This window comes from Pseudomonas sp. NPDC077186 (assembly GCF_044543505.1).
Classification (GTDB): domain Bacteria; phylum Pseudomonadota; class Gammaproteobacteria; order Pseudomonadales; family Pseudomonadaceae; genus Aquipseudomonas.
Genome location: NZ_JBITWE010000003.1, coordinates 577,039 through 597,222 on the forward strand (window position 1 = coordinate 577,039; position 20,184 = coordinate 597,222).

The window sequence follows — 20,184 nt, forward strand, 5'->3', positions numbered from 1 at the left end:
TGCTCCTTATCGGTCCTGTGGATAACTGCGCGGCGTATACAGCCACTCGCCGCCATCGGCACGGGGGAAGCGGCGGGTCTGGCTGGAGCCGACAATCACCAGGGTGCGCATATCGACCATTTCCGGCGTCAGCTCGCCGAGGGTGAGGTTGCGCAGGGCTTCGGCGGGGCGACCGATATCGCGGCCCAGCACCACCAGGGTTTCGGGCGCGCGGTGCTGGCGCAGCAGCTCCAGGGCGCGGCCGAGCTGCCAGGGGCGGGCCTTGGAGATCGGGTTGTAGAAGGCCATGGCCAGGTCGGCGGCGGCGGCATGTTGCAGGCGCTTCTCGATCACCGCCCAGGGCTTGAGGTTGTCGGACAGCGAGATCAGGCAGAAGTCGTGACCCAGCGGCGCGCCGGCCTTGGCCGCGGTGGCCAGGGCGGCGGAGACGCCCGGCAGCACCTCCAGCTCGACGCCGTGCCAGGCCTCGTTTTGCGGGCTTTCCAGCGCCTCCATCACCGCGGCGGCCATGGCGAACACGCCGGGGTCGCCCGAGGAGATCATCGCCACCCGGCGGCCGCTGGCGGCCAGCTCGAAGGCGTGGGCGGCGCGCTGTAGTTCCTCGCGGTTGTCGCTGGGGTGCACGCATTGATCGGCGCGCAGCGGGCCGGCCATCTTCACGTAGGTGTCGTAGCCGAGCAGGTCTTCGGCCTGGTCCAGGGCGCGGCGCACGGCGGGGGTCATATGCTCGGCTGCACCGGGGCCGAGGCCGACCACGCTAAGACGCCCACGGCGCTGGCCAAGGCGCTCGATCTCCAGCGGCTGTTCGCCCAGCAGCAGACGTAGGCCATCGCCCCGGTGGCATTCGGTAGGTAGCTGGGAGTCGCTGTGGATAAAGCGCAGTGGCAGGTTCAGTGCCTGCGCTGCCGCGTGCAGCTCGGCATTGGCCATCCAGCCTTTGTCCGCCAGCAGCACGGCCAGCGCTTGCGGCGCCAGGTTGGCGGCGGCCAGCGCCTGTTCCAGGCGCGCCGGCAGGTCGGCGCCGGGGCGTTCGATCAGCGCAGCGGCGCAGCGCGGGTGGATCAGCAGTTCGTCGGGCTGCGCCGGGCGCGCCTGTGCAGTGATGTGGATGACCCGGCTGGCGGCGTTATCCACAGGCAGCTGCGCGGCTTCCAGCCAGGGCGCCTGGCCCTCGATGCGTACGCTTTCACCGCCGAGCAGATCGCTGACGAAACGCTTGCCCTGCTGCAGGTCGGCCAGCGCGTAGCCGGCCGGTGGCTCCAGCAGGCAGGTGCCGAAGCGCAGCTCGCCGCTGGTGGTGATGGCCGCCGCCACGCCCAGGTGCGCGGCGATCTCGCGGGCCAGGCGATTGACCCCAGCCAGGCCGCCGAGCAGCGGCACCACCGCGCTGCCATCCTCGGCCAGGGCCAGCACCGGCGGCTCGGCGCCCTTTTCCGCCAGCAGCGCGGCCAGGCTGCGGATCACGATACCGGCGGCGCACAGCACCACCAGCGGCTGACCGTCGCGGTACAGGGCGCGCAGTGTGTCACCGAAGTCGTCGTAGTGGCGCTCGGCGTTATCGGCACGCCCGCGCAGGCCATGGATCACGGCCTGTGGATAAAGCGCCTGGAGGCGTTGTGCAGTGGCCAGCGCGCTGGCGCCGAGGATGACGATGTTCATGCGGTAAATCCTGTAGCCCGAATGCCATCCGGGGAATGGGGCGCGATCCGTGGGAGGCGCTTTAGCGGCGACTGTCGCGGCTAAAGCCCCTCCCACATGTCCGGGTTAGCCTCTCCACTTTTGCCCGGGCAGCAGAATCATGGAGAAGTACGGCGAATCCATCGGCTCCACCTCGTCCAAAGGCACGATCTTCTGGCTGGCCATGGTCGCCCGTTCGACGTAATGGGCGCGGTCATCCAGGCCGAGCTTGCGCAGCACCCGGCGCACCTTGTCGAAGTTGCGTCCGAGCTTCATCACCACCGCCGCTTCGGCGTCGCGCAGGCGCTGTTCCAGCTCGTCTTCCGGCAGTACGCCGGACAGCACGCTCAAGCTTTGGTTGCGGTACACCAGCGGGGTGCCGAGCACCGAGGCGCAGCCGAGCATGGAGCACACGCCGGGCACCACTTCCACCTCGTAGCGGTCGGCCAGGCGGTCGTGCAGGTACATGTAGGAACCGTAGAAGAACGGGTCGCCCTCGCAGATCACCGCCACGTCCTGGCCTGCGTCCAGCAGGCGAGCGATCTGCTCGGCGCAGGTGTCGTAGAAATCGGCGATCACATCCTCGTAGGACAGCGGCGGGGCCAGCTTCTCGGTGGTCACCGGGTAGACCAGCGGCAGGCGCTGCTGGGCGGCGTCCAGATGCTCTTCTATGATGCCGAAGGCATTCCCGCCATGGCCGGCGTTGTGCTTGGCCTTGGCCACGAAGTAGGCCACCACGGGTGCGCTTTTCAGCAGGCGCAGGGCCTTGAGGGTAAGCAGCTCGGGGTCGCCGGGGCCGACACCGAGGCCAAGCAGACGGCCAGCCATCACTCCACCTCCGAGGCCAGGGCGTTGACCGCCGCTACCGCCATGGCGCTGCCGCCACGGCGGCCCCGCACTATCACGTAGGGCACGCCGCGGCTGTCTGCCGCCAGGGCATCCTTGGATTCCGCCGCGCCGATAAAGCCCACCGGCATGCCGATGATCAGCGCCGGCTTCGGCGCACCGGCGTCGAGCATCTCCAGCAGGTAGAACAGCGCGGTCGGCGCGTTGCCGATCACCACCACGCTGCCTTCCAGGTGTTCGCGCCAGTGCTCCAGGGCCACCGCCGAGCGGGTGTTGCCGACTTCACGGGCCAGCTCCGGCACGCCGGCGTCGTGCAGGGTGCAGATCACCTGGTTGTTCGCCGGCAGGCGCGGGCGGGTGATGCCTTCGGCGACCATGCGCGCATCGCAGAGAATCGGCGCGCCAGCCAGCAGCGCCGCACGACCGGCCGCGCCGGCACCGGGGGAGAAGCGCAGATCCTCCACCACGTCGACCATGCCGCAGGCATGGATCACCCGCACGGCGAGTTTTTCCAGGTCGGCGGGGATGCCATCGAGGTTGGCTTCGGCGCGGATGGTGGCGAAGGAGCGGCGGTAGATTTCCTGGCCGTCGCGGATGTAATCAAGCATCGGGGGTTCCTGCGGGGTGTTGGCGGGCGAACCAGGCGCCAACCTGGTCGATGGTCATGGCGGGTGCCAGCAGGCGGCCGAAACCGGGCGTTTCGGGCGTGCGTTGGTAAAGCTGGTAGTGCTCGGGCGTGCTGGCCAGCAATGTGTAGGGCTGCACCCTGGCGCTGGCGCAGCTGCGCGGGCAGGCGCTGAGGTGCACCTGCGGGCGTGCGTGGCTTGCGCGCAGCAGCTCGGCCAGGTGCAGGGCATGGCGCTTGCTGTCGGACAGGCCGCGGGCGCAGGCGGCCGAACCGGTGCAGGCGACCAGGCCGAGCAGCGGCTCGTCGGCGCGGACCAGCAGGCCCAGGTCGCCTAGCGCGGACAGCAGCTCACCGGCGCTGGCCTCGGGGACGTTGCCCAGCAGCAGGCCCTGCCAGGGCGTCAGGCGCAGTTCGCCGTCGCCATGGCGTTCGCTCAGCTCGGCCAGCGCCAGCAGCTGTTCGGCGTGCAGGCGGCCGAGGCGGGCGCCGGCGGCGACCATGCACAGGCCATTCTGCGCCTGTGGATAAATCCCTGCCGGCGTGCGCTCGACGGTGGCGGCAGGCTGCCAATTGGCCGGTGGCGGCTGCAGGGGGAAATTCAGGCGCGCCTGCAGGCGCCGTAGCAGTTCATCCGGCGAGATATGGCCGAGCAGCTGGCGCATACGCGACTGCTCGGGCGTGGCCAGTTCGAGAAACAGCAGCAGCAGCTGGCGCACCAGCTCGAGCGCCTGGGGCGCCTCGATGCGCGCCAGCGGCGCGTCATTGGGGCAGCCGGCCAGGCCCAGCAGCAGGTGGCGCTCGTCCTCGGCGGCCAGCCACAGGTCGTGGGGGTGTTCGCGCATGGCCAGGGCCTCGCCGCCGTCCAGCTGCAGGGCGAACTTGGCCGACAGCGTCTGCAGCGCCGGGCTGTCCTGCAGCAGGTCGAGCAGCTGGCCGGCCAGCGGGCGCAGGTCCATGCGCGCCTGCGGGTCGAGGCCGGCGGCGGGGCTGAGCAGCAGGTTGCGCACATCGTCGGCGGCGGCCACGCGCGGGCCGAGGCCGGCGCCGAGCAGGGCGTCGATCAACGTGCCTTCCTGGCCGGGCAGCACGCCGCGGATCTGCAGGTTGCTGCGGTTGGTCAGCTCCAGCACGCCGTTGGCGCAGTGCCTGGCCGCCTCGGCAATCGCCCGCGCCTGAACGCTGCGCAGCACGCCGCCGGGCAGCTTGATGCGGCAGATGCCGCCGTCCAGCGCGGGGACGATGCGCAGCAGGCCGGGGCAGGCGGAAGGGCGAACGGGCGCGGGCAAAGGGGTCACCTGTGGCTAACGACGCGGCGACCGAACCAGCGAAATCCGCCCACGGGGGATTCCATGGCATCGGTACACCCCGCCCGATGTTGGCACTCGCGACCAGCGTTCGTCGGCAGGTCTCCTGGCTGACAGGTCTTCGTCCGCCGCGCCTTCCCGGTTACCCAGTGGCCGATTGCATTGGACTCGCTGTTTACAGTTGCGGGGGCAGCCACGGTGAACCGTGTTCCCTCTTGGGGAATTTCTGAAATGGCCATTTACCGTCACTCCCGCGAAGGCGGGAGCCCAGGTACTACTGAGATTCTGGCTTCCCGCCTGCGCGGGAATGACGACTATTTCAGAGTTTCCTTAGGCCCTTTACTGAGTCGTATCGACTCATGGGGCACCGACGAAGGCGCTATTATGCCCGCTTTGCCCGGAGCGCGGACAGGCGCTCCGTCGGGCCTGTGCGAGGACATTGGATGAAACCCTGGTTGACTCTGGTCGGTATCGGCGAAGACGGCTACCCCGGCCTGGGCAAGGCCGCGCGTCGTGCCCTGCTGGCGGCCGCGCGCATCGTCGGCGCGCCGCGCCAGCTGGCCTTGCTGCCGCCGTGCATTGGCGCCGCGCGCGAGACCTGGCCGAGTCCCTTCGACCTCGAACCGCTGCTGGCCCGGCGTGGCGAGGCGCTGTGCGTGCTGGCCAGCGGCGACCCGATGTTCTATGGCGTCGGCGCCAGCCTGGCGCGCCAGCTGGCGGCCGACGAGCTGCGGGTATTGCCGGCGCCGTCCTCGGTGTCGCTGGCGGCGGCGCGCCTGGGCTGGCCGTTGCAGGAGGTGGAGGTGCTGTCGCTGGTCGGCCGGCCGCTGGCCACCCTCAATTCGCGGTTGTTTCCCGGCGTGCGCCTGCTGGTATTGAGCGCCGCTGGCGATACGCCCGCGCAGGTCGCCGTAGCGCTGCGTGAGCGGGGCTTCGGTGCCAGTCGCCTGTGCCTGCTGGAGCACCTGGGCGGGCCGGATGAACGCCGCCTCGATGGCCTGGCTGAAAGCTGGAGCCTGCCGCGCGGCGCCGACCTCAACCTGCTGGCCGTGGAGTGCCTGGCCGACGCCGGAGCACGCCTGCTGCCACCGACCTGTGGTCTGCCTGACGACGCCTACCGCCACGACGGCCAACTGACCAAGCGCGACGTGCGCGCAGTGACCCTGGCGCGCCTGGCGCCGCTGCCCGGCGAGCTGCTGTGGGATGTCGGCGCCGGTTGTGGCTCCATCGGCATCGAGTGGATGCGCGCACACCCGGCCTGCCGCGCCATCGCCATCGAGGCCAACGAGGGGCGCCAGGCGCATATCCGCCACAACCGCGATGCCCTCGGCGTACCTGCCCTGCAGCTGGTCGCCGGGCATGCGCCCGAGGCGTTGGATGGATTGCCGGCGCCGGATTCGGTCTTTATCGGCGGCGGCGTCACCGTGCCCGGCGTGCTGGACGCCTGCTGGGCCGCGCTCAAGCCCGGCGGGCGCTTGCTGGCCAATGCGGTAACGATTCAGAGCGAGGCGGCGCTGGTCGCCTTCCGCGAACAGCAGGGTGGCGAACTGCTGCGTCTCACCGTGGCCCAGGCGCAGCCGCTGGGCGGCTTCGATACCTGGCGCGCGGCGCTGCCGATCACCCTGCTGGCGGTGCGCAAACCTTGAGTGCGCGACTCCTGCTGCTCGGCGGCACCAGCGAAGCGCTGCGCCTGGCCCGTCGCCTCGGGCCGGAAACCATCTACAGCCTGGCCGGCCTCGGCCGGGTGCCGGATGACCTGGCCTGCCGCGTGCGCGTCGGCGGCTTTGGCGGCGTCGAAGGCCTGGCCGCCTTTATCGACCGCGAAAGCATCGAGCTGCTGCTGGATCTGACCCACCCCTATGCGGCGCAGATCAGCCATAACGCCGCTCGCGCTGCAGAACTGGCGGGCGTGCCCTGCTGGGCATTGCGTCGCCCTGGCTGGCAACCGCGCGCGGATGACGACTGGCGCGAGGTGGACGACTGGGACGGATTGACCCGTGCGCTGGCGCCGTTTCAGCGGCCGTTGTTCACCTCCGGGCGCGAGCCGCTGGCCCATCTGCACCAGATTCCCGCGCACCAGCACTGGACGGTGCGCTGCCTGCAGGCCGAGCCGGCGCCGCCGCGCGCCGAGGTGATTGGCGCCCGCGGGCCTTTCTCGCTGGACGAGGAACGCGCGCTGTTCGCCCGAATCTGCTGCGACGTGCTGGTGAGCAAGAACAGCGGCAGCGCTTCCACCGAGCCCAAGCTGCAGGTGGCGCGCGAACTGGGTCTGCCGGTGCTGCTGTTGCGCCGGCCGCAGTTGCCGGTGGTGGCGCGTGAGTTTGCCGAGCCGGATGCCCTGTGGGCCGCGTTGGCGGTAGGTTGGCGCTGAGCGCAGCGAAGCCCAACAGGGAGCCCGCAGGCTCCGCTCGGAGATCTCCAGCCCTCGAAAATCCCCGTTGGGCTTCGTCGCAGGCTCCTCAACCCAACCTACAGGCTGCCGGTGTTGCCCGGGCTGGCGCGGTAGGTTGGCGCTGAGCGCAGCGAAGCCCAACAGGGAGCCCGCAGGGCTCCGCTCGGCGATCTCCAGCGCCCCGAGAATCCTTGTTGGCCTTCGTCGCAGGCTCCTCAACCCAACCTACAGGCTGCCGGTGTTGCCCGGGCTGGCGCGGTAGGTTGGCGCTGAGCGTAGCGAAGCCCAACAGGGAGCCCGCAGGGCTCCGCTCGGCGATCTCCAGCCCTCGAAAATCCCTGTTGGGCTTCGTCGCAGGCTCCTCAACCCAACCTACAGGCTGCCGGCGTTGCCTGGGCTGGCGCGGTAGGTTGGCGCTGAGCGCAGCGAAGCCCAACAGGGAGCCCGCAGGGCTCCGCTCGGCGATCTCCAGCCCTCGAAAATCCCCGTTGGGCTTCGTCGCAAGCTCCTCAGCCCAACCTACATGCTACCCGGATTGCATTTGGGCCATGACGCGCTGCTAGACTGCCGGCCCTTTTGGAGACCCTGATGAACCAAGCTCCTTATGCGCGCATCCTGTTTATCGGCCCCGGCCTGGGTCGTGGGGCCTCGGCCGAGCTCTTGCAGCAGCGCATCGAAGCGCTGCTCGGCGAGGCGCATCTGCATGACAGCGAGCAGGACGGCTGCTGGCAGACCATCGATGAGGCGCCGCGACCGCTGCTGGTGGTGGATCTGGAGCCGCGCGCCGATGCCGCGCACCGCGACTGGCTGCGCCAGCGCATCGCCGAGCGGGGCGATGGCGACCGGGTATTCGTGCTCTGCACCGCGCTGGAAGACGCCTGGCTCGATGGCCTCGGTGCGCTGCTCGAGCGCCGCGAGGCGCATAGCCCCTGCAGCGAGGTGCCGCCGATTCCGGCGCAGCACGCCTGGTCGCAGATCCCGCCGCACGCCCAGCGCCTGCTGCTGTGCAACGGCCCGCGCTGCACGCGCAAGGGGGCGCTGGGCCTGTGGAAAACCCTGCGTCAGTGGCTCAAGGTCGCGGGCCGTCTGGAGTGCGCGGGCGGCGTGCATATCACCCGCAGCCAGTGCCAGTTTCCCTGCGACCTGGGGCCGACCGCGAGCCTTTATCCTCAGGGCGAGTGGTACGGCATCAGGGACGAGGCGGCGGTGATTCGCCTGGTCGACGAGCGCCTGGTGGCGGGCCGGGCGTTGCCGGAGCTGCGCATCGATGGCAATGGCGGCGAATGAGCCCCGGATTACGCCGGCGGCTAATCCAGGCTGCGAACGGGGCCGATAACGCGGGCAATTGAACCCATCGCCTGACAGAGGGATCATCTGGACTAGGCTGGATGTGATTTCACGTGCATCCGCAGGAGGGTTTCGCATGCTTGCGCAACTGCCATCGGTACTCCGCGAACTGCAGCTGCCGCTGCGTCTGAAGCTGTGGGACGGCAAGCAGATCGACCTGGGGCCGCGGCCCAAGGTGACCCTGGTGGTCAAGGACCCGAGCCTGGTCAGCCAGCTGGCCAGCCCCAGCCTGGACGCCCTCGGCGGCGCCTATGTCGAGGGCAAGCTCGACCTGGAAGGGCCGATCGATCAGGTCATCGCCGTGGGCGATGCGTTGAGCAGCGCGCTGCTCGGCGACGCCGCCGCGCCGCTGGAGCCGCGCAGCGCCCACGACAAGCGCAGCGACGCCGCCGCCATCAGCTATCACTACGACCTGTCCAACGACTTCTACCGGCTGTGGCTGGATCGCGACATGGTCTATTCCTGCGCCTATTTCGAGACCGGCGCGGAAGACCTCGACCAGGCCCAGCAGGCCAAGCTGCGCCACCTGTGCCGCAAGCTGCGCCTGCAACCGGGCGAGCGGCTGCTCGACGTCGGCTGCGGCTGGGGCGGCCTGGCGCGTTTCGCCGCCCGCGAGTTCGGCGCCCGGGTGTTCGGCATCACCCTCAGCCAGGCGCAGCTGGAACTGGGCCGCCAGCGCGTGGCCGAGGACGGGCTGGAGGAGCGTGTGACCCTGGAACTGCTGGACTATCGCGACCTGGCGCAGGACGGCCGCTTCGACAAGGTGGTCAGCGTCGGCATGTTCGAGCACGTCGGCCACGCCAACCTGGCGCTGTACTGCCAGCGTCTGTTCGGCGCGGTGAAGGCCGGCGGGCTGGTGCTGAACCATGGCATCACCTCGCGTTACACCGATGGCCGCCCGGTGGGGCGCGGCGCCGGCGAATTCATCGACCGCTACGTGTTTCCCCAGGGCGAGCTGCCGCACCTGGTCAGCATCGGCGCGGCGATCAGCGAGGCCGGCTTGGAGATAGTCGATGTGGAGAGCCTGCGCCTGCACTACGCGCGCACCCTGCAGCTATGGAGCCAGGGCCTGGAGCAGCGTCTGCAGCAGGCGGCGGCGCTGGTGCCGGAGAAGGCCCTGCGCATCTGGCGGCTGTACCTGGCCGGCTGCGCCTACGGCTTCCAGCACGGCTGGATGAACCTGCACCAGATCCTCGCGGTCAAGCCGCGCGAGGACGGCAGCCACGACCTGCCTTGGACCCGCGCCGACCTTTATTCGCAATGAAGTAAGATGCGCCTCGACCCCATCCGTCGAGCCGCCCATGCCGCAGCAGCATCGCTACCGCGTCGCCCTCACCGTTCTGGCCATTCTCGCCGGCCTGCTGCTCAGCGTCTGGCTGGGCGGGCGCCATGCCGAGCAGCGCGCCTGGGCCGAGCGCAGCGTCGAGGCGCGCGGCCAGCTGCAGCTCTACGCCCAGTCGATCCGCACCCTGGTCGAGCGCTTCAGCTCGGTGCCCGAGGTGCTGGCGCTGGACAGCGACATCAAGAGCCTGCTGCGCGCGCCGCAGGATCGCCAGTTGCGCCATGCCCTCAACCAGCGCCTGGAACGGCTCAACGCCGCCGCCGGCTCCACCGTGCTGTACCTGCTCGATGCCCAGGGCGAGACCCTGGTGGCGAGCAACTGGCGCGACTGGAGCAGCTTCGTCGGCAACAACTACGCCTTCCGCCCCTACTTCCAGGACGCCCTGCGTGACGAGGGCGCGCGCTACTTCGCGGTCGGCGTGACCACCGGCATCCCCGGCTACTTCCTCTCCCATGTGGTGCGCGACGACGACGGCGAGCTGCTCGGCGTGCTGGTGGTCAAGCTGGAGCTGGAAGAGCTGCAGCGCGAGTGGGTCGGCCAGCCCGGCGTGCTGCTGGTGGCCGACAGCTACCAGGTGGTGATCCTCAGCAACAAACCGGCCTGGCGCTTTCGCGCCCTGCAGGCGCTCGACGAGCGGGCGCGGGCCGAGCTGGTGGAGGTGCGCAAGTACGCCGAACAGGCGCTGCAGCCGCTGGCCCAGGAGGTCCACCGGCGCATCGACGAGGATGCCCAGTGGGTGCGGGTGGACGGCCCGGACGGCAGCCGCGACTACCTCTGGCAGCGCCTGGCCATGCCCGAGGAGGGCTGGACCCTGCATCTGCTCGGCGAGCCGTCCGGCCTGGCCGACAGCGTGCGCAGCTACCGCCTGGCTGCCGCCGGGGTGTGGATGACCCTGGCCTTCCTCCTGCTGTTCCTCGCCCAGCGGCGCAAGAACCAGCGCCTGCAGGCCGGCATCCGCGAGCGCCTGGAGCGCGAGGTGGAGCTGCGCACCGCCGAGCTGCGCCAGGCCCAGGACGGCCTGGTGCACGCCGCCAAGATGGCCGCCCTGGGGCAGATGTCGGCGGCCCTGGCGCACGAGATCAACCAGCCGCTGACCGCCCTGCAGATGCAGCTCGGCAGCCTGCGTCTGCTCCTCGATAGCGGCCGACCGGAAGCGGTGCGCGAGGGCCTGCAGCGCATCGACGGCCTGCTGCAGCGCATGGCCGCGCTCACCGGCCACCTGAAGACCTTCGCCCGCAAGACCCCGGCCGGCCTCAGCGAGCGCCTGTGCCTGGACGACGTGCTGGAACAGGCGCTGCAGCTGCTGGCGCCGCGCATGCGCAGCGAGCAGGTGGAACTGCGCACGCAAGTCGACGCCGAGGCCGAGGTGCTCGGCGACGCCATCCGCCTCGAGCAGGTGCTGCTCAACCTGCTGCACAACGCCCTCGACGCCATGGCCGACAGCGAGGCGCGCATCCTCGAGGTGCGTATCGCCCGCGACGGCGACGCCTGCCTGCTGAGCGTCGAGGACAGCGGCGGCGGCATCGCCGCCGAGGTGCTGGATCGGGTGTTCGAGCCGTTCTTCACCACCAAGCCGGTGGGCCAGGGCCTGGGCCTCGGCCTGGCGGTGTCCTACGGCATCGTCCGCGAGCTGGGCGGCAGCCTGCAGGCGAGCAACGGCGAGCGCGGTGCGCGCTTTACCCTGCGGCTGCCGGCGGCCGCGTAACCCTGGTGGAGGGGCTTTCGGCCCAGGCATCCTGCTTCGCCCTAGCTCCTGCATCCATGCAGTCGTAGCCGCGATAGATCATGGTCCGGATGCAATCGAGGGATGGCGGCGGCTGCGGATAGGTGGGAGGGGCTTTAGCCGCGAAACACAGGCGCCCCCGTCGCGGCTAAAGCCCCTCCCACGGGGTGACGGCCGGCACCGTAGCCCGGATGCAATCCGGGGATCGCGCACCGGTTGTTGCCCCGGATTGCATCCGGGCTACACTCCCGCCGTTTTCCAGAGGAGGTGGCATGAGCGCTCAGGTGATAGTAGTCGACGACGAGGCGGCGATTCGCGAGGCGGTGCAGCAGTGGCTGGAGCTGTCCGGTTTCACCGTGCGCAGCTGCGCCAGCGCGGCCGAGGCGCTGGCGCTGGTGGATCGCGACTACCCCGGCATAGTCGTCAGCGATGTACGCATGCCCGGCAGCGATGGCCTGCAGCTGCTCGACAAACTGCTGCAGGTCGACGCCGACCTGCCGGTGATCCTGGTCACCGGCCACGGCGACGTGCCCATGGCGGTGCAGGCGCTGCGTCAGGGCGCCTACGACTTCATCGAGAAACCCTTCACCCCCGAGCGCCTGCTCGATAGCGTGCGCCGCGCCCTCGACAAGCGCCGCCTGGTCTGCGAGAACCGCCTGCTGCGCCAGCAGGTGGCCGACAAGGGCCGTATCGAAAGCCAGCTGATCGGCATCTCGCGGCCGATGGAGAACCTGCGCCGGCAGATCCTCGAGCTGGCCGGCACCTCGGTCAACGTGCTGATCCGCGGCGAGACCGGCAGCGGCAAGGAGCGCGTGGCGCGCTGCCTGCACGACTTCAGCCCGCGCGCCGGCAAGGCCTTCGCCGCGCTCAATTGCGCGGCGATCCCCGAGACCATCTTCGAGAGCGAGCTGTTCGGCCACGAGAGCGGCGCCTTCACCGGCGCCCAGGCCAAGCGCATCGGCCGCATCGAACACGCCGACGGCGGCACCCTGTTCCTCGACGAGGTGGAGAGCCTGCCGCTGGCGCAGCAGGTCAAGCTGCTGCGCGTGCTGCAGGAGAAGACCCTGGAACGCCTCGGTTCGAACAAGAGCATCCAGGTCGATTTGCGGGTGATCAGCGCGGCCAAGCCGGACCTGCTCGATGAAGTCAGGGCCGGGCGCTTTCGCGAGGACCTGCTCTATCGCCTCAACGTCGCCACCCTGCAGATCCCGCCGCTGCGCGAACGCCGCGAGGACATCCCGCTGCTGTTCGAGCACTTCGCCCAGGAGGCCGCGCGACGCCATGGCCGCGAGGCGCCGGGGCTGGCGCCCAGCGAGCTGGCGCGGCTGCTCGGCCACGACTGGCCGGGCAACGTGCGCGAGCTGATCAACGCCGCCGAGCGCCATGCCCTGGGCCTGTCCAGCCCGCCGCCGGCCGAGCGTTTCGCCGGCCAGGCGCTGGCCCAGCAGATGGAGGCCTTCGAGGCGCAATGCCTGCACAACGCCCTGCTGCAATGCCAGGGCAATATCGCCGCGGTGATGGAGATGCTGCAGCTGCCGCGGCGCACCCTCAACGAAAAGATGCAGCGCCACGGCCTGGCGCGCGGCGACTATTTGCCCGGCGAAGAGTAGGGTGCGCCGTGCGCACCGAAAGGACCGTGCTTGTTCGTGGTGCGCACAGCGCACCCTACGGCGATTCGTGAAATTTCGTAGGGTGTCGCGGGGTCGCCTAGGCCGCGCGCACCCATGCACGGGAAAAGCGGTGTGCATGGCAAAGTCACGATAAGCGGATTTTTGCCGACTGCGTCACAGGGCTAGGCGGATTCCCGCTCAAAGCTGCCCCGGTCTCTCGATAAAACCCCTCTATATCGGGCCTTTCAGGCTCTGGCACGGCATCTGCTATGACAGATACAGCCGCGCAGCAGTCTGCCGCCGCGGCGACCATAACAACGACAAGAGGTCTGCCCATGAACTGCCCAGTCTCCCGCGCCATGCTGCCGTGCATGGGCCGCCTCTCGACCGCGCCCGCCGCGGCCCTTGTCCCACGCTGCACCCTGCGCCGCTGATCGCGCACCGCCGACGGCGCCCGCCGCTTTGCCGCGGAGAGCATCGTCTAGAGTGAAACTCTGCATATAGCCATAACAACGACGGAGATACTTCCATGCGACTGACCAAGAAACTCAGCCTGTTCGCCGCTGCCGCGGCCATCACTGCCAGCACCGCGGTGCTCGCCGCCCCGACCTTCATCAACGTGCTGACCGGCGGCACCAGCGGCGTCTACTACCCGATCGGCGTGGCCCTGTCGCAGCTGTACAGCAACGGCATCGACGGCGCCAAGACCTCGGTGCAGGCGACCAAGGCGTCGGTGGAAAACCTCAACCTGCTGCAGGCCGGTCGCGGTGAACTGGCCTTCGCCCTCGGCGACTCGGTGGCCGATGCCTGGAACGGCGTGGAAGACGCCGGCTTCAAGGCGCCGCTGAAGAAGATCCGCGCCATCGCCGGCACCTACCCGAACTACATCCAGATCGTCGCCAACGCCGAATCCGGCATCCAGACCCTGGACGACCTCAAGGGCAAGCGCATTTCCGTCGGCGCGCCGAAGTCCGGCACCGAGCTCAACGCCCGCGCCATCTTCGAGGCCGCCGGCCTGAGCTACGAGGACATGGGCAAGGTCGAGTTCCTGCCCTACGCCGAGTCGGTCGAGCTGATCAAGAACCGCCAGCTCGACGCCACCCTGCAGTCCTCCGGCCTGGGCATGGCCGCTATCCGCGACCTGGCCTCGACCATGAAGATCAGCTTCGTCGCCATCCCGGCCGACGTCACCGCGAAGATCGACAACGCCGCCTACCAGGCCGCCACCATCCCGGCCGGCACTTACGACGGCCAGGACGCCGACGTGCCCACCGTGGCCATCACCAACATCCTGGTCAGCCATGAAGGCGTCTCCGACGAGGTGGCCTACCAGATGACCAAGCTGATGTTCGACAACCTTGGCCGCCTGGGCACCGCCCACTCCGCGGCCCAGGACATCAAGCTGGAAAGCGCCACGCAGAACCTGCCGATCCCGCTGCACCCGGGCGCCGAGCGCTTCTACAAGGAAGCCGGCGCGCTGTAGGTCGGTGCTGAGCGCAGCGAAGCCCGACAGGCGGTGCGTAGCACCGCTCGAGGTCTCTCGTTGGGTTTCGCTGCGCTCAACCCAACCTACAGGTCTAACCGGCCCCGCGGGCCGACGCAGAATCGCGAATAAAACCGGCGTTCACAGGCGGTGGGTTTTGTTGGCGACTCTGTCACCGCAATCGAAGTAGTCACGAGGTTTGCACTCCATGAGTGAGCAGAATCAGGGTCTGGGCGCCAGCCCGTCCGACTGGCCGAAGGCGCTGTTTGCCGTCGCGCTGCTGTTTTCCATCTTCCAGATCGTCACCGCGGCCTTCCACCCGGTGTCGACCCAGGTGCTGCGTGCGGTGCACGTCGGCTTCCTGCTGCTGCTGGTGTTCATCAGCGTGCCGGCCTTCGGCGCCAAGCGCCCCTGGCAGCCGCTGGCCTGGCTGCTGGGCCTGGCCGGCATGGCCACAGCGGGCTACCAGTGGTACTTCGAGGCGGACCTGATCCAGCGCTCGGGCGACCTGACCACGGCCGACATGCTGATCGGCCTGACCCTGATCGTGCTGGTGTTCGAGGCCGCGCGGCGGGTCATGGGCATCGCCCTGCCGATCATCTGCGCGCTGTTTCTGGTCTACGGCCTGTTCGGCCAGTACCTGCCGGGCGACCTGATGCACCGCGGCTACGGCATCGACCAGATTGTCAACCAGCTGTCGTTCGGCACCGAAGGGCTGTACGGCACGCCGACCTACGTCTCGGCCACCTACATCTTCCTGTTTATCCTGTTCGGCGCCTTCCTCGAGCAGGCCGGGATGATCAAGCTGTTCACCGACTTCGCCATGGGCCTGTTCGGCCACAAGGTCGGCGGCCCGGCCAAGGTGTCGGTGGTGTCCTCGGCGCTGATGGGCACCATCACCGGTTCCGGCGTGGCCAACGTGGTCACCACCGGCCAGTTCACCATCCCGCTGATGAAGCGCTTCGGCTACCGTCCGGCCTTCGCCGGCGGCGTCGAGGCGACCTCCTCGATGGGCAGCCAGATCATGCCGCCGATCATGGGCGCGGTGGCCTTCATCATGGCCGAGACCATCAACGTGCCGTTCTTCGAGGTGGCCAAGGCCGCGCTGATCCCGGCGCTGCTGTACTTCGGCTCGGTGTTCTGGATGGTCCACCTGGAAGCGCGTCGCGCCAACCTGAGCGGGTTGCCCAAGGACGAATGCCCGAACCCGTGGAAGGCCGTGCGCGAGCGCTGGTTCCTGCTGATCCCGCTACTGATCCTGATCTACCTGCTGTTCTCCGGGCGTACGCCGCTGTTCTCCGGCACCGTCGGCCTGGCCCTGACCGCCATGGTCATCCTCGGCTCGGCGATCATCCTGCGGGTGTCGTCCAAGGCCATGCGCTTCGCCTTCTGGATCGCCCTCGGCGTGCTCTGCGCCGGCTTCTTCCAGCTCGGCATCGGCGTGGTGTTCGGCGTCATCGGCGTGCTGGTGGCGGCCTGCTGGTTCGTCAAGGGCGGCCGCGACACCCTGACCCTGTGCCTGCACGCGCTGGTCGAAGGCGCGCGCCACGCGGTGCCGGTGGGTATCGCCTGCGCCCTGGTCGGGGTGATCATCGGCGTGGTGTCGCTGACCGGGGTGGCCTCCACCTTCGCCGGCTACATCCTCGCCATCGGCCAGGACAACCTGTTCCTCTCGCTGGTGCTGACCATGCTCACCTGCCTGGTGCTGGGCATGGGCATCCCGACCATCCCCAACTACATCATCACCAGCTCGATCGCCGCGCCCGCGTTGCTGGAGCTGGGTGTGCCGCTGATCGTCTCGCACATGTTCGTCTTCTACTTCGGCATCATGGCCGACCTCACCCCGCCGGTGGCGCTGGCCTGCTTCGCCGCGGCGCCGATCGCCAAGGAGCGCGGCCTGAAGATCAGCCTGTGGGCGGTGCGCATCGCCGTGGCCGGCTTCGTCGTGCCCTACATGGCGGTCTACTCGCCGGCGCTGATGCTGCAGGGCGACAGTCTGCTGGCGACCGCCTACGTGGGCCTCAAGGCCTTGCTGGCCATCGGCATCTGGGGCGCGGTGTTCACCGGCTTCCTGCAGGCCAAGCTGAGCTGGTGGGAACGTGCCCTGGGCTTCGCCGCCGGCGCCAGCCTGATCCTGGCCACGCCGATCAGCGACGAGGTCGGCTTCGCCCTCAGCGCCATCTTCATCGGCCAGCACATCTGGCGTGCCCGTCGCGCCCAGGCGGCGCTGGCGTGATCGGCCTGTGCCTGGGGCTGGCCGGCGCGGTATGGGCAGAGCTGCCCGTGCCGGCCTTCACCCTGGCCTGGGATCACACGATCGAGAAGATCCGCTGGGAAGAGGATTACCGCGTCAGCGCCGAGGGCCTGGTCCTCGGCGAGGCGCGGGTCAAGGGTTCCGGCGCCGGGATGGAGATTCCCGACGGCGCCGAACTGCGCAATGGCAGCTGGCACTACCAGCGTCGGCTACCGCCTTTGCAACCCCTGCGAGTCGGGCGTACGCCCGAAGCCGGGGATTACCAACTCTGTATCGACCAGCGTTGTCGCCCGCTGAGCGACTGGCTCGGCCCGCCACAAGCGAGCCAGCCGGCGTTGGAACTCTGGAGCTGCGAGCTGGGCTCCCCCGCGGCTGACGCGGGCTAGGTTCGCCAGAGCGGACCCATGCTCCCGGCGCCACAAGTGCCGGATCAAAAGAAGGAAACCCCCATGCGGCGCGAGCCGGTGGGGGTTTTGTTCATCTGCGGCCTGCGACTAACCGTAGGGTGGGTTAGCGGCGCCGAATACCGAACTCATAGCCACGCGGGAAGGTAGCGCGCCGCGTAACCCACCAGGCGATGGAATGCGTGGCGCCGATGGTGGGTTACGCCGCACCGTGCTCAGCGAATGGATCGGCAACCGCAACAGGCGGCTAACCCACCCTACGACTGCGGCCTGCTAGGCTTGGCCAATCACCCGTTCAGGAGACCCGCCATGCGCACCCTCTACCGCTTCGCCCTGCCGCTCGCACTCTGTCTGTCGCCCGTCATGGCCAGCGCCCTGGATCTCCAGCCCGGCGTCTGGGAGGTCAGCTCGCACAACATGCAGGTCGGCGGCCAGGCCATGCCCGGCATGGAGCAGATGCTGGCGCAGCTGCAGAACCTGCCGCCCGAACAGCGCCAGATGATGGAGAACATGATGGCCGAGCAGGGCATCAAGCTTGGCGCCGGCGGCGTGCAGATGTGCCTGACCGCCGAGCAGATCGCCGCCCAGGACATTCCCCTGCACGACGCCGAGTCCGGCTGCAGCAACGAGATCCTCGAACGCAGCGACCAGCGCTGGCGCTTTCGCTTCAGCTGCCCGGACGCCCAGGGCGAAGGGGAGACCCAGTTCGTCAGCGACCGGGAGTTCACCACCAAGGTCACCGGCACCTACAACGGCCAGCCCAGCAGCATGGAAAGCCGCGCGCGCTGGGTGAGCGCGGACTGCGGCAGCCTGCGCGGGCAATGAGCTTCGGGTGTGGATGTAAATAATTCGTATTGACGCGGGAAACATTCTGTTGCGAGAATTCTGTCGATAACTATTAGCATTTGCACTCGTGCGGATGCACTGCCAATGAGGCATCCGGCTGCCAAGGGACGAATCGCGGCCATCGACAGCGCATTAGGAGAAGTCCCTTGTTCAGTAGAAAAACCCACCTGGCCGTGGCGATTGCGGCCGCCTGCAGTTTCAACCAGGCCCTGGCCGCCGAGCAGGAGCAGCTCGAGCTGGATGCCCAGACCGTGGTTGGTAGCGCCGAGGCGACCGAGGTCGACAGCTACAAGTCGCAGCCCAGCAGCGCCGCCACCAAGCTGGACCTGACCCCACGGCAGACCCCGCAGTCGATCTCCACCATCAACCGCGCCCAGCTCGACGACTTCCACCTCGACAGCGTCAACGATGCGCTGAAGATGGCCACCGGCATCCAGGTGCAGGAGGTCGAGACCGACCGCACCTACTACACCGCCCGCGGCTTCGACATCACCAACTTCCAGTACGACGGCATCGGCATTCCCTTCGTATACGGCAACGTCGAAGGCGATCTGGACACCGCCATTTACGAGCGCGTCGAGGTGATCCGTGGCGCCAACGGCCTGATGTCCGGCACCGGCAACCCCTCGGCCACCATCAACTTCGTGCGCAAGCGCCCGACCGCCACGCCGCAGGCGCGCATCGACCTGACCGGCGGTTCCTGGGACAAGCGCCGCATCGACGCCGACGTCTCCGGCGCGCTGACCGACGCCGGCAATATCCGCGGCCGCGCGGTCTACGCCCACGAGAACAAGAACTCCTACCTGGACATGTACTCGCGCGAGAAGAACGTCTTCCACGGCGTGCTGGAAGCCGATCTGAGCGACAAGACCCTGTTCACCATCGGCCATACCCTGCAGAAGAGCGACGCCAACTCGCCGATGTGGGGCGCCCTGCCACTCAACTACAGCGACGGTTCGAAGACCGACTACTCGCGTTCCACCAGCACCTCGGCCGACTGGGCCTACTGGGACGTGCAGGAGAACCGCACCTTCGCCGAACTGGCCCACGACCTGGGCAACGGCTGGCAGGCCAAGGCCGTGGTCACCTATGTGAAGAAGGAAGGCGACGGCTCGCTGTTCTACGTCTACGGCACCCCGGATCGCGACACCGGCCTGGGCCTGTTCAGCTACCCGTCCGAGTACAAGGACAAGAACACCCAGCTGATCGGCGACCTGCAGCTCAACGGCGCCTTCGCCCTGGGCGGTCGCCAGCATGACGCGGTGCTCGGTGCCAGCTGGTCGCGTTCGGAGCTGGAGGACATGTCCTGGTACGACTCCTCCACCGGCACCGCCCTGCCGCCGCTGGAGCAATGGGACGGTGACTATCCGCAGCCGCGTAACGACGCCGGCACCGCCGGCAGCGATTTCACCGACCGCATGCAGAGCTTCTATGGCGCCGCACGCTGGAGCCTGACCGACGACCTCAGCCTGATCACCGGTACCCGGGTGGTCGACTTGAAGAGCGACGGCACCAACTACGGCCTGGCGAAATCCTCGAAGAACAGCGGCAAGGTGGTGCCCTATGCCGGCCTGGTCTACGACCTCACCGAGCAGTACTCGGTCTACGCCAGCTACACCGAGATCTTCGATCCGCAGACCAAGACCGATATCACCGGCTCGCGTCTGGCGCCGGTTGAAGGGGTCAACTACGAGGCCGGGATCAAGGGCGAGCTGTTCGACGATCGGGTCAACCTCTCCCTGGCGGTGTTCCGCACCGAGCAGGACAACGTCGCCGAAGTGGCCGGCATGGTCGGTTCCACCACCATCTACCGCGCCGTCGAAGGTATCACCAGCGAGGGCTACGAGCTGGAGGTCTCCGGCGAACTGCTGCCGGGCCTGCAGGCGATGGCCGGTTACACCTTCGTCGACATCACCGACGCCGAGGACAAGCACGCGGTGACCTACTCGCCCAAGCATATGTTCAAGGCTTCCACCACCTACCGCATTCCCGGCCTGGAGCAGCTCAAGGTCGGTGCCAGCCTCAATTGGCAGGACAAGGTGTACAACGGCATCGCCGAGCAGGATGCCTATGCGGTGGTCAACCTGATGGCCAGCTACGATATCGATCCCAACTGGAGCGTCTCGGCCAACCTCAACAACGTCACCGACGAGAAGTACCTGACCAGCCTCTACTGGACCCAGGCCTACTACGCGGCCCCGCGCAACGCCAGCATGAGCGTCAGCTGGAAGTACTGATCCACCGCCGCGGCGCCACGGGGCCTTCCACGGGGCCCTGTCTTGGTTAGCTGTTGCTAGGCGCTCCAGGGAAGGCTCGGGGGCCTTGTAG

General features: G+C 68.6%; 15 protein-coding genes and 1 riboswitch. Of the genes, 11 read left to right on the top strand and 4 right to left on the bottom strand.

The annotated features are described in order from the left end of the window. Positions 1-6: 6 nt before the first annotated feature. The 4 genes from cobJ to cobG all read right to left on the bottom strand — a co-directional run bounded on the left by cobJ (position 7) and on the right by cobG (position 4,437). A complete protein-coding gene (cobJ, locus tag ACIGKL_RS14675) occupies positions 7-1,659 on the bottom strand; it encodes a precorrin-3B C(17)-methyltransferase (protein ID WP_397487345.1) in 1,653 nt (550 codons plus the stop codon). Positions 1,660-1,764: 105 nt separating this feature from the next. Next, entirely contained in the window at positions 1,765-2,505 is a 741-nt protein-coding gene (locus ACIGKL_RS14680; protein ID WP_397487346.1) for a precorrin-2 C(20)-methyltransferase, read from the bottom strand. Continuing rightward, positions 2,505-3,131 carry a precorrin-8X methylmutase gene (locus tag ACIGKL_RS14685; RefSeq protein WP_059391055.1) on the bottom strand — a complete coding sequence of 209 codons (627 nt, stop codon included), beginning with the start codon at positions 3,129-3,131 and terminating at the stop codon, positions 2,505-2,507. Before ACIGKL_RS14685 ends, ACIGKL_RS14680 begins: the two co-directional genes overlap by 1 nt. Further along, positions 3,124-4,437, bottom strand: coding sequence for a precorrin-3B synthase (gene cobG, locus ACIGKL_RS14690; protein WP_397487347.1), 1,314 nt, complete (start codon positions 4,435-4,437; stop codon positions 3,124-3,126). The genes ACIGKL_RS14685 and cobG overlap by 8 nt, the downstream gene beginning before the upstream one ends. Before the next feature lie 96 nt (positions 4,438-4,533). After that, a riboswitch (cobalamin riboswitch) is annotated at positions 4,534-4,717 on the bottom strand. Positions 4,718-4,898: 181 nt separating this feature from the next. On the opposite strand from cobG, the gene cbiE reads away from it, so the two are divergent. The 11 genes from cbiE (at position 4,899) to ACIGKL_RS14745 (ending at position 20,093) form a co-directional block, all read left to right on the top strand. Then, positions 4,899-6,101 (top strand): precorrin-6y C5,15-methyltransferase (decarboxylating) subunit CbiE, encoded by a 1,203-nt coding sequence (gene cbiE / locus ACIGKL_RS14695; protein WP_397487348.1) that lies wholly within the window; start codon positions 4,899-4,901, stop codon positions 6,099-6,101. Further along, positions 6,098-6,826, top strand: coding sequence for a cobalt-precorrin-6A reductase (locus ACIGKL_RS14700; RefSeq protein ID WP_397487349.1), 729 nt, complete (start codon positions 6,098-6,100; stop codon positions 6,824-6,826). Before cbiE ends, ACIGKL_RS14700 begins: the two co-directional genes overlap by 4 nt. A gap of 609 nt (positions 6,827-7,435) precedes the next feature. Then, positions 7,436-8,134, top strand: a complete 699-nt coding sequence (locus ACIGKL_RS14705; protein ID WP_397487350.1) for a (2Fe-2S) ferredoxin domain-containing protein — start codon at positions 7,436-7,438, stop codon at positions 8,132-8,134. 136 nt (positions 8,135-8,270) lie between these two features. Next, positions 8,271-9,458: a C17 cyclopropane fatty acid synthase CfaB gene (gene cfaB, locus ACIGKL_RS14710; RefSeq protein WP_397487351.1), complete on the top strand. Its 1,188-nt coding sequence runs from the start codon at positions 8,271-8,273 to the stop codon at positions 9,456-9,458. 37 nt (positions 9,459-9,495) lie between these two features. Further along, positions 9,496-11,241: an ATP-binding protein gene (locus ACIGKL_RS14715; RefSeq protein ID WP_397487352.1), complete on the top strand. Its 1,746-nt coding sequence runs from the start codon at positions 9,496-9,498 to the stop codon at positions 11,239-11,241. A 290-nt stretch (positions 11,242-11,531) separates the two neighbouring features. Next, entirely contained in the window at positions 11,532-12,869 is a 1,338-nt protein-coding gene (locus ACIGKL_RS14720) for a sigma-54-dependent transcriptional regulator (protein ID WP_397487353.1), read from the top strand. 529 nt (positions 12,870-13,398) lie between these two features. Then, a complete protein-coding gene (locus tag ACIGKL_RS14725) occupies positions 13,399-14,352 on the top strand; it encodes a TAXI family TRAP transporter solute-binding subunit (RefSeq protein WP_397487354.1) in 954 nt (317 codons plus the stop codon). 208 nt (positions 14,353-14,560) lie between these two features. Next, positions 14,561-16,588: a TRAP transporter permease gene (locus ACIGKL_RS14730; protein WP_397487355.1), complete on the top strand. Its 2,028-nt coding sequence runs from the start codon at positions 14,561-14,563 to the stop codon at positions 16,586-16,588. Then, the gene (locus ACIGKL_RS14735) at positions 16,585-16,992 is read left to right on the top strand and encodes a DUF1850 domain-containing protein (protein ID WP_397487356.1); all 408 of its coding nucleotides are present in this window, start codon (positions 16,585-16,587) and stop codon (positions 16,990-16,992) included. The genes ACIGKL_RS14730 and ACIGKL_RS14735 overlap by 4 nt, the downstream gene beginning before the upstream one ends. A 327-nt stretch (positions 16,993-17,319) precedes the next feature. Continuing rightward, entirely contained in the window at positions 17,320-17,835 is a 516-nt protein-coding gene (locus ACIGKL_RS14740; RefSeq protein ID WP_397487357.1) for a DUF3617 domain-containing protein, read from the top strand. Between the two features lie 167 nt (positions 17,836-18,002). Then, the gene (locus ACIGKL_RS14745; RefSeq protein ID WP_397487358.1) at positions 18,003-20,093 is read left to right on the top strand and encodes a TonB-dependent siderophore receptor; all 2,091 of its coding nucleotides are present in this window, start codon (positions 18,003-18,005) and stop codon (positions 20,091-20,093) included. Positions 20,094-20,184: the final 91 nt, after the last annotated feature.

Coding starts and splice junctions, on each gene's coding strand:
- cobJ (WP_397487345.1), bottom strand. CDS start 1,659: ATGAACATCGTCATCCTCGGCGCCAGCGCGCTGGCCACTGCACAACGC.
- ACIGKL_RS14680 (WP_397487346.1), bottom strand. CDS start 2,505: ATGGCTGGCCGTCTGCTTGGCCTCGGTGTCGGCCCCGGCGACCCCGAG.
- ACIGKL_RS14685 (WP_059391055.1), bottom strand. CDS start 3,131: ATGCTTGATTACATCCGCGACGGCCAGGAAATCTACCGCCGCTCCTTC.
- cbiE (WP_397487348.1), top strand. CDS start 4,899: ATGAAACCCTGGTTGACTCTGGTCGGTATCGGCGAAGACGGCTACCCC.
- ACIGKL_RS14705 (WP_397487350.1), top strand. CDS start 7,436: ATGAACCAAGCTCCTTATGCGCGCATCCTGTTTATCGGCCCCGGCCTG.
- cfaB (WP_397487351.1), top strand. CDS start 8,271: ATGCTTGCGCAACTGCCATCGGTACTCCGCGAACTGCAGCTGCCGCTG.
- ACIGKL_RS14715 (WP_397487352.1), top strand. CDS start 9,496: ATGCCGCAGCAGCATCGCTACCGCGTCGCCCTCACCGTTCTGGCCATT.
- ACIGKL_RS14720 (WP_397487353.1), top strand. CDS start 11,532: ATGAGCGCTCAGGTGATAGTAGTCGACGACGAGGCGGCGATTCGCGAG.
- ACIGKL_RS14725 (WP_397487354.1), top strand. CDS start 13,399: ATGCGACTGACCAAGAAACTCAGCCTGTTCGCCGCTGCCGCGGCCATC.
- ACIGKL_RS14730 (WP_397487355.1), top strand. CDS start 14,561: ATGAGTGAGCAGAATCAGGGTCTGGGCGCCAGCCCGTCCGACTGGCCG.
- ACIGKL_RS14740 (WP_397487357.1), top strand. CDS start 17,320: ATGCGCACCCTCTACCGCTTCGCCCTGCCGCTCGCACTCTGTCTGTCG.